We start from the raw sequence: 13,162 nt of genomic DNA on the forward strand, positions 1-13,162 counted from the left end.
AAGCATCATTCACACCCAAGGAAGAGTATTTTATGCCACTTGTTCGTCTTTCTCTTATTCCTCTGCTGGCCGCTTTTTGCGTGCCAGCGTTTGCCCAGACGCTGCCTCTGGATAAAGCCAAAGAAGCGGAGACGCAACTTAAAGCGCGCGTGGGTTATGCAGAGCTGGAGCTCTCCAGCGGTAAAGTATTGAGCGGCTACCGTGCTACTGAACGTTTTCCGATGATGAGTACGTTCAAAGTGCTGCTCTGCGGCGCGGTTCTGGTCCGGGTTGACGAAGGTAAAGAACAACTCGATCGACGTATCAGCTATCAAAAAAGCGATCTTATCGTCTACTCACCCGTGACTGAAAAACATCTGACTGACGGGATGACCCTCGGCGAATTATGTGAAGCCGCCATCACCATGAGCGATAACACAGCGGCGAATTTGCTGCTTAAGGCCATTGGTGGCCCGCAAAAGCTCACCGATTTCTTGCGTAAAGCGGGTGACAATGTAACGCGCCTCGACCGTTGGGAGCCTGAACTGAACGAGGCGCTACCTGGCGATAGCCGTGATACAACGACCCCGGAGCATATGGCGCAGACGCTGCGTCAACTTTTAACCGGTAATGTGCTGACTGCCGCCTCGCAAAAGCAATTAATCAACTGGATGACAGCGGACAAAGTCGCGGGGCCACTGTTGCGCTCAGTGCTTCCTCAGGGATGGTTTATTGCCGACAAATCCGGGGCGGGTGAGCGCGGCGCTCGTGGCATCGTGGCGGCGATGGGGCCTGACGGAAAACCTTCACGCATTGTGGTGATTTACTTAACCGAGACCCAGGCCACGATGAACGAGCGTAATGCTCAGATTGCAGAGATTGGCGATGCGCTGATTAAACACTGGTAAGCTGGTAGAAAGAAAAAGGTGGCAAACGCCACCTTTTTTTACTGCTGCGGTTGTTCCTCGAGCGCCACCGGCCAGCGGCGGAAAATAATCACCGACCAGATAAGTGCGGCCAGCGCGGGCACCGCGCCGATATAGCCAATATCGGCCATGGATAAGTGCAGACTTATTTGATTCCCGACCAGCGCACCTGCGCCAATCCCGATGTTAAAGATCCCCGAAAACAACGCCATCGCCACGTCCGTGGCATCGGGTGCAATCGCCAGCACCTTCACCTGCATTCCAAGACCGATCACCATAATGGCAATACCCCACACAATGCTCAGGAGAGTCAGGTGTAGTTCGCTTTGCGCCGCAGCCAGCAGCAGCACCAGGCAGACCGTCATCAGGGCGATGGCACCGCTGACGAGTGATGAAGCATGACGGTTACCCAGCTTACCGAACACGATTGAACCGATAATGCCCGCACCGCCAAGGGTAAGCAGCAGCAAGGTGGCGAAGTTGGCGTTAAACCCGGCGACGTTAATCACAAAAGGTTCGATATAGCTGTAGGCCGTGTAATGGGCAGTGATGACGACGACGGTCAGTAAATAGAGGCTCATCAGCGCCGGGCGGCGGAACAACAGCGGCAGGCTTTTCAACGAACCGGAATGCTCGCTCGGTATCTTCGGTAGCAGTTTGATCAGCGCCATCAGAGTGATGAGCGCGCCGAGGCCGATAACAAAGAAGGTCGTACGCCAGCCGAAATACTGCCCAACGACGCGACCAATCGGTAGGCCAAGCACCATCGCCAGCGCCGTGCCGGTGGCGATCAGGCTAAGCGCCTGCGCGCGTTTCCCGGCCGGAGCAAGCCGGATAGCCAGCGATGCGGTAATCGACCAGAATACCGCGTGGGCGAATGCGATGCCGATACGACTAATTACGAGCACGTTAAAATTCCACGCCAGGAAAGAGAGTACATGGCTTGCAATAAATAACACAAATAACCCGATCAGCAGCTTACGGCGCTCCATCTGGCTAGTGAGCAGCATAAACGGCAGGGACATCAGCGCCACGACCCAGGCGTAGATGGTCAGCATGATGCCAACCTGCGCGGTTTCCATTGAGAAACTACGGGCAATATCAGACAGCAGTCCTACCGGGACAAACTCAGTGGTGTTGAAAATAAAGGCGGCGATGGCAAGGGTAACCACGCGCAGCCACGCGACCTTGCGGGAGACTGTGTTTGTTGTCATAGCACTTGTCTTGATGGTTTGCGGGAGGAAGAGAAGGCGATCTTAAAACCATCGTTGTGCAAAACACAATCGTTTTGTGACTGAGATCGCATAACGGAAGCTTGTGGCCGAAGATGCGTCATCCTCCGAAAGGGGGCTCGTATTTTGCCGCCAAAGGCGCTATTAATGTTGCTAAGTCGTTATAAAAACAAAAGATAGAGACTATGCAGGAAATTCCGTTTTACATGGTAGATGCCTTCAGCGACCGCACGTTTGGCGGCAATGCGGCGGCAGTTTGCCCGCTTGTGGAGTGGCTGCCGGATGCGACTTTGCTGAAGATGGCGCAGGAGCATAACCAGTCAGAAACCGCCTTCTTTGTGCGAACCGACGGCGGCTTCGAGCTACGCTGGTTCACCACTCAGGGGGAAATCAATCTCTGCGGTCACGCCACGCTTGCCAGCGCCCACGTTATTTTTGAATTTCTGGATTATCCCCATACGGAAATCCGTTTCTCTACCCGTTTTGTTGGCGAGCTGATCGTCACCCGCAGCGGCGACTGGCTGACGCTCAATTTCCCGGCGTGGAAAACGGAACCCGCGGATCCGCCTGCGCTTCTGCTGAAGGCGCTTGGCATTGAAAACTATGAAGAAGTACGTGTCGCTCGGGATTACCTGTTGGTGCTGAACAATCAGCAGCAGGTGGAGGCGCTCACGCCCGATATCCATGCCATGCTGCCGCTTGGCAAAATGGTCTGCGTGACGGCACCGGGCGATAAGCATGACTTCGTGAGTCGATTCTTCTGCCCGGGCGAAAGCGTGGCGGAAGATCCTGTTACCGGCTCGGCGCACAGTATGCTGATTCCCTACTGGGGGGAGAAACTGAGCAAAACGCAGATGATGGCCCGCCAGGTTTCCGCCAGAGGTGGTGAGCTGCGCTGCGAATGGAAGGGCGATCGTGTGCTGATTGGCGGGCAGGCGACCACTTATCTGATCGGCAGCGTTTTTCTGCGTGAAGGAGAGATGTGATGCAAACGCTCCCCGTCTGGCTGGTCGACGCCTTCAGCGAGAATAATTTTACCGGAAACCCTGCCGCCGTCTGCGCGCTTGAGCGCTGGCTGCCGGACGACCAGATGTTGCAAATGGCGCAGCAGCACAATCAATCCGAAACGGCTTTCTTTATTCCGGCGAAAGGCGGCTTCGAACTGCGCTGGTTCACCACGCTCGTGGAGGTCAATCTGTGCGGTCACGCTACGCTTGCCACCGCGCATGTCATCTTTAACCATCTCGATTACCCGGATGCGCGCATTCATTTTGATACCGCCTCTGGTCGTTTGACGGTCAGTCGCGATGGGGAATGGATGACGCTCGATTTCCCGGCAGGACAAACGGCAGAACTGACGCCACCGCCTGATATGCTGAAAGCGCTTGGGGTTACGCACTATCGCCACGCACGCAAGGGGCGCGCCTGGCTCATTGAGCTGGATAATCGTGAGCAGGTCGAGGCGCTTATGCCTGATTTCGCTGCCATGCTCCCGGATGAACACAAAGTTTGCGTGACGGCGAAGGGCGATGATAAGTACGATTTTGTCAGCCGCTTCTTCTCGCCGGGCGTGGCGGTGCCTGAAGATCCGGTCACGGGCTCGGCGCACACGATGCTGATTCCCTACTGGAGTGAAAAGCTCGGGAAAACGACCATGCTGGCGCGTCAGGTTTCGGCACGCGGCGGCGATGTGCGCTGTGAACTCCGGGGTGACCGCGTGCAGATGAGCGGCACGGCGGTCACCTGGATGCAGGGCAAGATCCTGCTGCGTTAAGCTTGTGTATCGGAAGGCTGCGCTTCATCCAGCAGGGTAATAAACGCCTCAAGCTGGCGGGTCATGCCACCGCGTCGCCAGACGAGCCAGGTGGTCAGCCAGCGCCATTTTTCGGCCAGCGGCCAGGCATCCACCTGATGATGTCCCGGCATGCTTTCCAGCATGCTGCGGGGGATCATCGCCAGCCCCGCGCCAGCAATCACGCACGCCAGCATGCCGTGATAGGACTCCATCTCATGAATGCGTCCGGGCGTCGCGCGGTCTGCGTGGAACCAGCTTTCAAAATGACGGCGGTAGGAGCAGTTAGCGCGAAAGGCGTAAATGCTGGTGCCGTTGACGTCGCTGGCCCGCGTGACCTGCGGGTGACCTTTTGGCGCGACGATCATCATCTCTTCCTGATAGACCGGTACGCCTTCAAGATTTGGATGCACCACAGGGCCGTCGACAAAAGCGGCGCTGAGCCTGCCTTCCGTCACGCCGTCAATCATTGTACCCGACGGGCCGGTTGCCAGATCGAACTGAATCTTCGGATAGCGCTGGTTATATAACGCCAGCGTCGGCGGAATACGCACCGCGGCGGTACTTTCCAGCGAGCCGAGCGAAAACAGTCCTTGAGGCTCATCTCCGGCAACCACCATCCTCGCTTCATCCACCAGGGCTAAAATCTGCTGGCTGTAGCGCAGAAAGCTGTGCCCGGCAGGGGAAAGACGCAGGCGCTGATTCTCACGAATGAACAGCTCAACCCCCAGATCGGCCTCCAGCTGACGAATACGGGTTGTCAGGTTTGAGGGCACGCGATGCACTTTCTGCGCGGCCTGGGTAATGCTGCCGGTCTGCGCGACGGCGTTGAACATCTCAAGCTGGGTCAAATCCATTGCGTTCTCATATTGTGAATAGGGTGGTTAATATTATTCATTATTCATAAATAGCAGAGTGGGGCAGTATCAGGCAACAGCCTCACTGAACAGAGAGAACAAAATGACATCACCTGCAACTCACGCTATCTCCCTCAACCCGGCAACGGGCGAGACTTTTTTCAGTCTGCCGTGGGCGACAAGCGAAGAAGTTAACCAGGCCGTAGCGCTGGCCGATTCTGGGTTCCGCCAGTGGAAACGCACTCCCGTGGCGGAACGTGCAGATGCATTGCGCAAGGTTGGCGCTGTGCTCCGCCAGCACGCCGAAGAGATGGCACTGCTCATCAGCCGTGAAATCGGCAAGCCGATTGCACAGGCTCGGGGTGAAGTGGCCAAGTCAGCCAATCTCTGCGACTGGTATGCAGAGCACGGCCCGGCGATGCTTGCCACCGAAGCGACTCAGGTCGAGCAGAACAAAGCAGTGATCGAATATCGTCCGCTTGGGCCGATTATGGCGGTGATGCCGTGGAACTTCCCGCTTTGGCAGGTAATGCGCGGCGCTGTGCCGATTCTGCTGGCCGGTAACAGCTACCTGCTGAAGCACGCCCCAAACGTGATGGGCAGTGCGAAGCTGATTGGTGAGATCTTCACGGAAGCGGGCATTCCTGCTGGCGTGTTCGGCTGGGTGAATGCCACCAATGACGGTGTATCGCAGATGATTAACGACCCGCGTGTTGCCGCCGTCACGCTGACCGGCAGCATGCGTGCCGGGAAGGCGATTGGCGCGCAGGCCGGTGCGGCGCTCAAAAAATGCGTGCTTGAACTGGGCGGATCCGATCCGTTTATCGTCCTTAACGATGCCGATATTGATGAGGCAGTTAAAGCGGCGGTAGTTGGCCGTTATCAGAATACCGGGCAGGTCTGCGCCGCCGCGAAACGTTTTATCGTCGAAGCCGGTATTGCTGATGCCTTCACTGAGAAGTTTGTGGCTGCGGCTGCGAAGCTCAAAATGGGCAATCCGGAAGACGAGCAAAACTATCTCGGTCCTATGGCCCGGTACGATCTGCGTGATGAACTGCACAACCAGGTGACGGCCACACTGGAAGAGGGCGCGACCCTGCTGCTCGGCGGCGAGAAGATAGCCGGGAAGGGCAACTACTACGCGGCGACGGTGTTAGGCAACGTCACGCCATCCATGACGGCCTTCCGTCAGGAGATGTTTGGCCCGGTTGCGGCAATTACCGTCGCCCGCGATGCTGAGCATGCTCTGGCGCTGGCGAACGACAGCGACTTCGGCCTGTCGGCAACCGTCTACACGGCGGATGAAAAGCTGGCGCAGCGCTTTGCTGACGAGCTGGAGTGCGGCGGCGTGTTCATCAACGGCTACAGCGCCTCGGATGCCCGCGTGGCGTTTGGCGGCGTGAAGAAAAGCGGTTTCGGCCGCGAACTGTCGCATTTTGGTCTGCACGAGTTCTGTAATGTGCAAACCGTGTGGAAGGATCGTCACTGATTCTCTGAATCCTTTGCCCGGCGGCGCAGGCTTGCCGGGCCTACAATATTGCAGGCCCGGTAAGCAGCGGCGCCGCCAGCCACATCCCACACCTTTCCTGTCATGGTTCTGTCATTTTCATTTCGTACACTCGTGTCTAACATGTTGTTATAGATGAAAATTATGAACTTAATACAAATTCCTCGTCGTTTTCTCCGTCGCTTTTTCCCGCAGCATTTTGGTTTACTTGCCGGCGTGTTTACCATCATTGGGCTGTTCTGCGCGCTGCAAATAGCCTCTTCGTTTTTGCTCTCCTGGTCGCTGCATAATGCACGCCTGAGCGAGCAGCATAATCAAAGAGCACATTTGCAGCAGGTCCACGTCGATCGGGCTCGCGTGTCTTTGCTCGCGGCAAGCGATCTGCTCAATCGCGCGGGCGTCTATTTCATGCAGGATAAAGAAACAGGCTCGGTGGGCAGCTCTGATGGCTTGCTGCAGGATGCACGCGCGAGTCTTAAGGTCTCGCAAAAAGCCTGGCAGGCGTGGCTGGCAATGAGCCCGCCGCGGGATGAAGCTTTGATCGACAGCTATAAGCAGTTTTATGGCGCTATTGAAGAGCAGCTTAACGGCCTGCAAAAGACGCAATCCATCGATGCCTTTTTTGCCGTGCCGGTGCAGGCTTTCCAGAGCGAGTTTAACGACAACTACGCCCGCTTTCAGGCCGCCAGTGAACGGCAAGCTTCAGAGGGGCGTGAATCCCTGATGGCAAGTCTTACGCATCTCCAGCAGCTGTTTATGCTGGCCCCGGCGGCTTTACTTGTGGTGGCTCTGCTGATGTGGCGTGGGATGTCGCGCTGGGTGATCGTGCCGCTGCGACGTTTAATCACGCATATTAAAAGCCTGGCTGATGGCGATCTCTCTCAGCCGTTGCCGCAAGTTTCGCAGGTAAACCGTGAGGTGGCGCAAATCAGCACTACGCTTGCCGATATGCAAAGCGGTCTGCAACGGCTCGTGGCCCAGGTCAGCGATGCCACCGGATCGATTACCGGTAATGTTTCGCGTCTGGCGCAGAGCAATGAGGCGCTCTCCCTGCAGGCAGAAAAGCAGACGCAGGAGCTTGACGACGTGACGCGTCATATTGCCTCACTGGAATCGCATGTGGAAGGGAACGCCGGCTATGCGGGGCTCGCCCGTGAGCGGGCGGAGGAGGCGAGTCAGATGGTGGCGGGCGGCGATCGCATGATGGTCACGGTGAACGCTTCCATGCAGGCAATCGTGGCGCGTTCCGCCGAAATGCGAGGGATCGTTGCGATGATCGACAGCGTGGCGTTTCAGACCAATATTCTGGCGCTCAATGCGGCGATTGAAGCGGCTCATGCGGGCAACCAGGGGCGCGGCTTCGCGGTAGTGGCCAGAGAAGTTGGGCTGCTGGCCCGACAGAGCAGCGAATCGACGCAGACTATTCAGGGTCTCATCAACCACTCCTTGCAGGGAATTGAAGAGGGCTCACAGGCGGTCGGGCGACTGGAAGATAACCTGCAGCAGGTGACGCAGCTGGTGAGCAATCTGAGTACGCTACTGACGGAGATTTCACAGGCCACGCTCAATCAGGGCGAAAATATTCATCAGGTAACGCGTCAGCTGCATTCCCTTAATCAGGTCGCCGGGAAAACGGGCGACCTGGTGACGGCCAGCGCGGCGTCATCCCGCCACCTTGAAACCAGCGCACAGCAGCTGATGCAGGCGGTAATGCGCTTTCGCCTGCCGGCCTGACGCTGCTATACTCGCAGGCCGAAAAAGGCCTGCGGGCAAGGAGCAACTGTGGCAATGGTCATCAATAACGACATGCTGGCATCGATTCTGGCAGAGGTAAAACCGCTGATAGGACAAGGCAAAGTGGCGGATTACATTCCGGCTCTCGCCTGCGTGGATGGCAATAAGCTCGGGATCGCCATCAGCACCGTTGACGGCCAGTATTTCTGTGCCGGAGATGCGCAGGAGCGTTTTTCCGTGCAGTCGATCTCAAAAGTCCTGAGCCTGGTGGTGGCGATGAATCACTACGAAGAAGAGGAGATTTGGCAGCGCGTTGGTAAAGATCCCTCCGGGCAGCCGTTTAACTCGCTGTTGCAGCTTGAGATTGAGCAGGGGATCCCGCGCAATCCGTTCATCAATGCCGGGGCGCTGGTCGTTTGCGACATGCTGCAAAGCCGCCTCAGCGCGCCGCGTCAGCGAATGCTGGAGATTGTCCGTGAGCTTTCTGGCGTGGACGACATCGCCTATGACGCCGTAGTGGCACGCTCTGAGTTCGATCATTCTGCTCGTAACGCCGCCATTGCCTGGCTCATGAAGTCGTTCGGCAACTTTCATAATGACGTCACGACCGTTTTACAAAACTACTTCCATTACTGCTCGCTGAAGATGAGCTGCGCTGAACTTGCGCGCACTTTCCTGTTCCTCGCCAACCAGGGCCACTTCCCGGAGCGCGATCGTCCTGTTATCACGCCATTACAGACCCGCCAGGTCAACGCCCTGATGGCGACCAGCGGCATGTATCAGAACGCCGGAGAGTTTGCCTGGCGCGTGGGGCTGCCGGCGAAATCCGGCGTGGGCGGCGGAATTGTGGCGATTGTGCCGCATGAAATGGCGATTGCGGTCTGGAGCCCTCAGCTCGATGCGGCAGGGAACTCCCTGGCGGGGATCGCGGTGCTCGAGAAGCTTTCCCAGCGTCTGGGGCGGTCGATTTACTGATGGTTTCTCTGGAAAGCTTATTCGGTCGACTTTCCCGTTCGCCGTTTCGTGCCCGCTTTCGTTTAGGCGAGAAAGAGCGGCAATACTGTTGGGATAAAGGCGCGGAAGTTATCGACCAGCACGCCGCCGATTTTGTCGCAAAGCGTCTTGCACCTGCCCATCCGCATAATGACGGCAAACAGACGCCCATGCGCGGTCATCCGGTATTTATCGCTCAGCATGCCACAGCCACCTGCTGTCGGGGCTGCCTCGCGAAATGGCATAACATTGACGCGGGCAGGGAACTCACTTCGCAGGAACAGCACTATATCGTCGGGGTCATCCACCACTGGCTGGTATTGCAAATGAATAACAAATAACTAACACGGAGAATTGTTAATACGCGCATTGTGATCAATAGTAGATACTATTACCGATCATTTACCTGTAATTCCCTGAATAATTGCCCCTCGCGATTATATGGAAAGATAATTAATGCGTTCGATTTCCGTCCCCCGGTTTACCGTATTCAGCGAAGCACACGCCCTGCGTAATGCCTTTTTCCTGTTTGTTATTACCACGCTGTTTTACGCCGTTGGGGCCATGCTTCGGCTTGTGCAGGAGCTGTCGCTATTCTGGCCGTTGAACGCAGTTATGGCGGCAATATTTGCCCGCTACGTTTGGCTGAACCGCTGGCATTATTACGCCATCTGCTATGGCGCGATGCTGCTCTTTGACGTGATGACCACGCAATGGGGGCTGGCGTCGCTGGTGATTAACGCCTCGAATATGGTGTTTATCGTTATGGTGGCGCAGCTGGTGATGCGCGATAAGCGGCAGGCGGGAACGGAGCCCGGGCCAATGAATGCGCTACGGCTGTTCTATTATTGCCTTATTTCAGCCGTCTTTTGTGCGCTGTTGGGGGCATTAGGATCCGAGGGGATCGATCGGCAATCCTTTATGCCGCTGTTTGCGGACTGGTTCAGCGAGCAATTTTCTACAGGCGTGCTGATTTTGCCTTGCGTAATGACCATGACGCTGCCGCATGAAATTCCTCGCATTCGCTGGAATCTGCTTCTTCCGGCGCTAACGCTGGTGCTTTCCGTGGTAGCGGCCATCGCCGTGGGCGGCGCGGGGAGCCTTGCTTTTCCACTCCCGGCGCTTATCTGGTGCGCCATTCGCTACCCGCTGCCGGTAACCTGTGCGCTGACGCTGGTGACGGGCGCAAGTGAAATCATCCTGGTGGCGAACTCGATTATCAACCTTGCGGTTTCCGGGCCCCTGCAAACCCCACAGCTGTTTTCCACGCGTCTGGGTATCGCCACGCTTGCGATTAGCCCGGTGATTGTCGCGACCAGCGTGGCGGCCATCAATAACCTGATTCGTCAGGTATCGCTACGTGCCGATTTCGATTTTCTGACCCGTGTTTATTCACGTTCAGGTCTTTATGAAGCGCTGAAAAACCAGTCGGGAAGCGCCGGACAGCACCTGACGGTGATGCTGCTGGATATCGACTTCTTCAAAAGCGTGAACGACAACTATGGCCATGAATGCGGCGATTACGTGCTGGCCGCGTTTGCCCGCCAGGTACATGATGCGGTCGGAGATGAGGGGCTGGTGGCTCGAATGGGGGGAGAAGAGTTTGTGATAGCGGCCAGAACCGACAATCCGCTGAACGGTTTTCATCTGGCAGAGAAAATTCGCCTGCGCATTGAGTCTTATGTCTTCCAGTGGCGACAGCAGCCGCTGCGCGTGACGGTCAGCATTGGTACCGGCAACGGAACGCAGGGAGACAGAGCGGTGATTGACGTCTTTAACGAACTGCTGGTGGAAGCCGATGAATACCTTTATCGCGCTAAAAAAGCAGGGCGAAACAAAACCTGTGCCCGACACCTCGCTGAAGAGGGTGTCCTGAATTCAGTCGCCTCCTGATGCAGGGTGACACTGTCACCTTCAGGCTTGATAATCGAGCCAAAACAGTCAACTATCTCAAGTGATAGCGTGTGGGCTCAGGTCAAAGAAAATACGATAACGCTGACCTCTCATCGGAAAAGTTGCATTCAATGAACGATTTTGACCAACAGAATACGAATGATAAGGTCCCCGGAATGCGGTTCGTTCGCCGTATGTATCTGATGCGCATTTTGGGTACATTTCTCTGTTTTTTCCCCATTCTTTCCACTCTCGATGAACTCGATCGTGCGCTCTGGCTGCGTGTGCTGCTGACCGTGAATGCTTTCGTCTGGCCGACGCTGGCTTATCTGCGCGCCCGCAATGCGCGCGTGCCGCTGGTGGCTGAACATCAGAATCTGCTTATCGAGGCCGGCGCGGGTGGGTTCTGGATAGCCATAATGGCGCTTAATCCTCTGCCTTCCGTAGTGATTGCCACGATCCTTCTCGCCGATCGCATGGCGGCGGGAGGCGTGGTGCTGATGCGTAAAGCCGCAGTGATAATGCTCAGCGTTTTCGCCGTTACCTGGCTCTGCACTGGAATGGACATTCGCCCTGACGTATCGCCGCGAACGATGTTTGCCACGCTGCCGCTGATCGCCATTTATCTGCTGGCGCTGTGCACATTAACGGACATTCTGGCGGCTAAGCTCAGACAAAAAAGCCAGGAGCTGGAGCGGATTGCGATGAAGGACCCACTGCTAGACATTGCCAACCGTCGTCTGCTGGAGAAACGTATCGCCTGGGAGCTGAGCCGCCTGCAAAATGCCTGCGGCGATTCGGCGCTGGTGTTTATCGATCTGGATAACTTTAAGGACGTAAACGATCGTTATGGTCATAAAGTGGGTGACGCGATGCTCCAGACGGTATCGCAGATTTTACACGTTGCCACCCGCAGCACCGACACGCCGGCCCGGCTTGGCGGCGATGAATTTGTGGTTTTGCTCCCTGATACCTCGCAGGAAGAGGCCGTCATGATTGCCCACCGCATTATGGAAGCGACCGCCGTCATTACCGTGCTGCCGGACAGCAAGCTACCGCTGACGTTGAGCATCGGTGTGGCCTGTGCGCGGCCGGATATGGAGGACGTCGACGCCTGGCTGAAAGCCGCCGATGACGCCCTTTATGAAGCAAAAAGACGTGGGAAGAATCAAATCTTCGCTCACTGATTTTCCGTTCCCGTAAAAACGATTCAATCCAGGCTAAGCTGTTAATACTTCTGCATGAGGAGAGATGATGAAGAGTCCAGATATCCCGGCAAATGAAGTCCAGCGCCTGACCTCTCTGCGGGAGTCTGGCATTCTCAATACGGGTGAACCGGCTCGTTTCGATCGCCTGACGCGCCTTGCCCGTCACCTTTTCAACGTGCCGATGGCGATAGTGAGCCTGGTGGATGCCGAATCGCTGGTGTTTAAGTCCTGTGACGGGCTGTGCTATGCCACATTGCCGCGTCAGCTCTCTTTTTGCGGCCACGTTATTCTCAGCGACAACCCGCTTATTGTGCCCGATGCAATGCAGGATTCGCGCTTCAGCGATAACCCGCTGGTGACCGGCGATCCGCATATCCGCTTTTACGCTGGCCATCCGCTGAGACTGCCTGACGGAGCCATGGTTGGGGCGTTCTGCTTACTCGGCCATGACGCACGTTCGTTTAGCGGCGAAGAACAGGCGCTGCTGCACGATCTGGCGGCGATTGTGGAAGATGAATTTAAGGCGATAAGCGAAGCCACCACCGATTCCCTGACCGGGTTATTCAACCGTCGTGGCTTCGAGCATCTGGCGAACTTCGCCATTGCCTCCGCGGAACGTCGCGCTGAACCGCTGACGCTCGGCTGGCTCGACCTCGACAAATTCAAACAGATTAACGATCGCTATGGTCATGCTGAAGGCGATTGTGCGCTGAGGGAAATGGCGAGGCTGCTGACTAAAGCGTTTCGTAATACCGATTTGCTGGTCCGCCATGGTGGCGACGAATTTGGGATTTTGTTTTCCGATACGGACGAAAGCGGGGCATGGATCGCGATGCAGCACCTGACTGAAGAAGCCAATGCGTTCAACCAGACGTCCGGCAAACCCTGGGAGCTGGCGTTTTCCTGGGGAGTGAGTGAAGTCAACCATGATGATGTTCGCGACGTATCAGGCCTGCTGCGCACGGCGGACAAACGCATGTACGCCATGAAGCAGCAGCATGAAGCCGACTTGCCGATGAATAAGTAATCCCTCTGGCTGAA

The 13,162-nt window shown here is 56.4% G+C and carries 12 protein-coding genes; 10 read left to right on the forward strand and 2 right to left on the reverse strand.

The window, feature by feature from the left end:
- Nucleotides 1-32 precede the first annotated feature (32 nt).
- Complete coding sequence (bla, locus tag AB1287_RS12430) at nucleotides 33-887, forward strand: class A beta-lactamase (RefSeq protein ID WP_435617960.1); 855 nt, start codon at nucleotides 33-35, stop codon at nucleotides 885-887.
- Nucleotides 888-925: 38 nt separating this feature from the next.
- Here the strand turns inward: bla and AB1287_RS12435 are convergent, their stop codons facing one another.
- A complete protein-coding gene (locus AB1287_RS12435; RefSeq protein WP_312626424.1) occupies nucleotides 926-2,119 on the reverse strand; it encodes a sugar transporter in 1,194 nt (397 codons plus the stop codon).
- A gap of 203 nt (nucleotides 2,120-2,322) precedes the next feature.
- Here AB1287_RS12435 and AB1287_RS12440 point away from each other — a divergent pair, with 203 nt between their 5' ends.
- Nucleotides 2,323-3,123: a PhzF family phenazine biosynthesis protein gene (locus tag AB1287_RS12440; protein WP_435617961.1), complete on the forward strand. Its 801-nt coding sequence runs from the start codon at nucleotides 2,323-2,325 to the stop codon at nucleotides 3,121-3,123.
- The gene (locus AB1287_RS12445; protein ID WP_435617962.1) at nucleotides 3,123-3,911 is read left to right on the forward strand and encodes a PhzF family phenazine biosynthesis protein; all 789 of its coding nucleotides are present in this window, start codon (nucleotides 3,123-3,125) and stop codon (nucleotides 3,909-3,911) included. Before AB1287_RS12440 ends, AB1287_RS12445 begins: the two co-directional genes overlap by 1 nt.
- Here AB1287_RS12445 and ptrR read toward each other — a convergent pair.
- A complete protein-coding gene (gene ptrR / locus AB1287_RS12450; protein WP_312626427.1) occupies nucleotides 3,908-4,786 on the reverse strand; it encodes a putrescine utilization regulator PtrR in 879 nt (292 codons plus the stop codon). The two genes, AB1287_RS12445 and ptrR, sit on opposite strands and share 4 nt — an antisense overlap.
- A 103-nt stretch (nucleotides 4,787-4,889) precedes the next feature.
- On the opposite strand from ptrR, the gene sad reads away from it, so the two are divergent.
- From sad to AB1287_RS12485, 7 genes are all read left to right on the forward strand, one after another.
- The gene (sad, locus tag AB1287_RS12455) at nucleotides 4,890-6,275 is read left to right on the forward strand and encodes a succinate-semialdehyde dehydrogenase (RefSeq protein ID WP_435617963.1); all 1,386 of its coding nucleotides are present in this window, start codon (nucleotides 4,890-4,892) and stop codon (nucleotides 6,273-6,275) included.
- Between the two features lie 162 nt (nucleotides 6,276-6,437).
- A complete protein-coding gene (locus tag AB1287_RS12460) occupies nucleotides 6,438-8,027 on the forward strand; it encodes a methyl-accepting chemotaxis protein (protein WP_435617964.1) in 1,590 nt (529 codons plus the stop codon).
- A gap of 54 nt (nucleotides 8,028-8,081) precedes the next feature.
- Nucleotides 8,082-9,002: a glutaminase B gene (gene glsB / locus AB1287_RS12465; protein WP_409438232.1), complete on the forward strand. Its 921-nt coding sequence runs from the start codon at nucleotides 8,082-8,084 to the stop codon at nucleotides 9,000-9,002.
- Nucleotides 9,002-9,361, forward strand: coding sequence for a DUF4186 domain-containing protein (locus tag AB1287_RS12470; protein WP_312626431.1), 360 nt, complete (start codon nucleotides 9,002-9,004; stop codon nucleotides 9,359-9,361). Before glsB ends, AB1287_RS12470 begins: the two co-directional genes overlap by 1 nt.
- Before the next feature lie 115 nt (nucleotides 9,362-9,476).
- Entirely contained in the window at nucleotides 9,477-10,913 is a 1,437-nt protein-coding gene (locus AB1287_RS12475) for a GGDEF domain-containing protein (RefSeq protein WP_312626432.1), read from the forward strand.
- A 194-nt stretch (nucleotides 10,914-11,107) separates the two neighbouring features.
- Nucleotides 11,108-12,100: a diguanylate cyclase gene (locus AB1287_RS12480; RefSeq protein WP_435618174.1), complete on the forward strand. Its 993-nt coding sequence runs from the start codon at nucleotides 11,108-11,110 to the stop codon at nucleotides 12,098-12,100.
- Nucleotides 12,101-12,167: 67 nt separating this feature from the next.
- A complete protein-coding gene (locus AB1287_RS12485; RefSeq protein WP_435618175.1) occupies nucleotides 12,168-13,148 on the forward strand; it encodes a sensor domain-containing diguanylate cyclase in 981 nt (326 codons plus the stop codon).
- The last annotated feature ends 14 nt before the right edge of the window (nucleotides 13,149-13,162 follow it).

Origin of the sequence: Scandinavium sp. UTDF21-P1B (assembly GCF_040750395.1) — a bacterium.
Lineage (GTDB): Bacteria > Pseudomonadota > Gammaproteobacteria > Enterobacterales > Enterobacteriaceae > Scandinavium.

Excerpts from the sequence above, each read along its gene's own strand:
- ptrR (WP_312626427.1), bottom strand. The coding sequence starts at position 4,786 with ATGGATTTGACCCAGCTTGAGATGTTCAACGCCGTCGCGCAGACCGGC.
- AB1287_RS12440 (WP_435617961.1), top strand. The coding sequence starts at position 2,323 with ATGCAGGAAATTCCGTTTTACATGGTAGATGCCTTCAGCGACCGCACG.
- AB1287_RS12480 (WP_435618174.1), top strand. The coding sequence starts at position 11,108 with ATGTATCTGATGCGCATTTTGGGTACATTTCTCTGTTTTTTCCCCATT.
- AB1287_RS12470 (WP_312626431.1), top strand. The coding sequence starts at position 9,002 with ATGGTTTCTCTGGAAAGCTTATTCGGTCGACTTTCCCGTTCGCCGTTT.
- AB1287_RS12445 (WP_435617962.1), top strand. The coding sequence starts at position 3,123 with ATGCAAACGCTCCCCGTCTGGCTGGTCGACGCCTTCAGCGAGAATAAT.
- AB1287_RS12460 (WP_435617964.1), top strand. The coding sequence starts at position 6,438 with ATGAACTTAATACAAATTCCTCGTCGTTTTCTCCGTCGCTTTTTCCCG.
- AB1287_RS12475 (WP_312626432.1), top strand. The coding sequence starts at position 9,477 with ATGCGTTCGATTTCCGTCCCCCGGTTTACCGTATTCAGCGAAGCACAC.
- glsB (WP_409438232.1), top strand. The coding sequence starts at position 8,082 with ATGGTCATCAATAACGACATGCTGGCATCGATTCTGGCAGAGGTAAAA.
- bla (WP_435617960.1), top strand. The coding sequence starts at position 33 with ATGCCACTTGTTCGTCTTTCTCTTATTCCTCTGCTGGCCGCTTTTTGC.
- AB1287_RS12485 (WP_435618175.1), top strand. The coding sequence starts at position 12,168 with ATGAAGAGTCCAGATATCCCGGCAAATGAAGTCCAGCGCCTGACCTCT.
- AB1287_RS12435 (WP_312626424.1), bottom strand. The coding sequence starts at position 2,119 with ATGACAACAAACACAGTCTCCCGCAAGGTCGCGTGGCTGCGCGTGGTT.
- sad (WP_435617963.1), top strand. The coding sequence starts at position 4,890 with ATGACATCACCTGCAACTCACGCTATCTCCCTCAACCCGGCAACGGGC.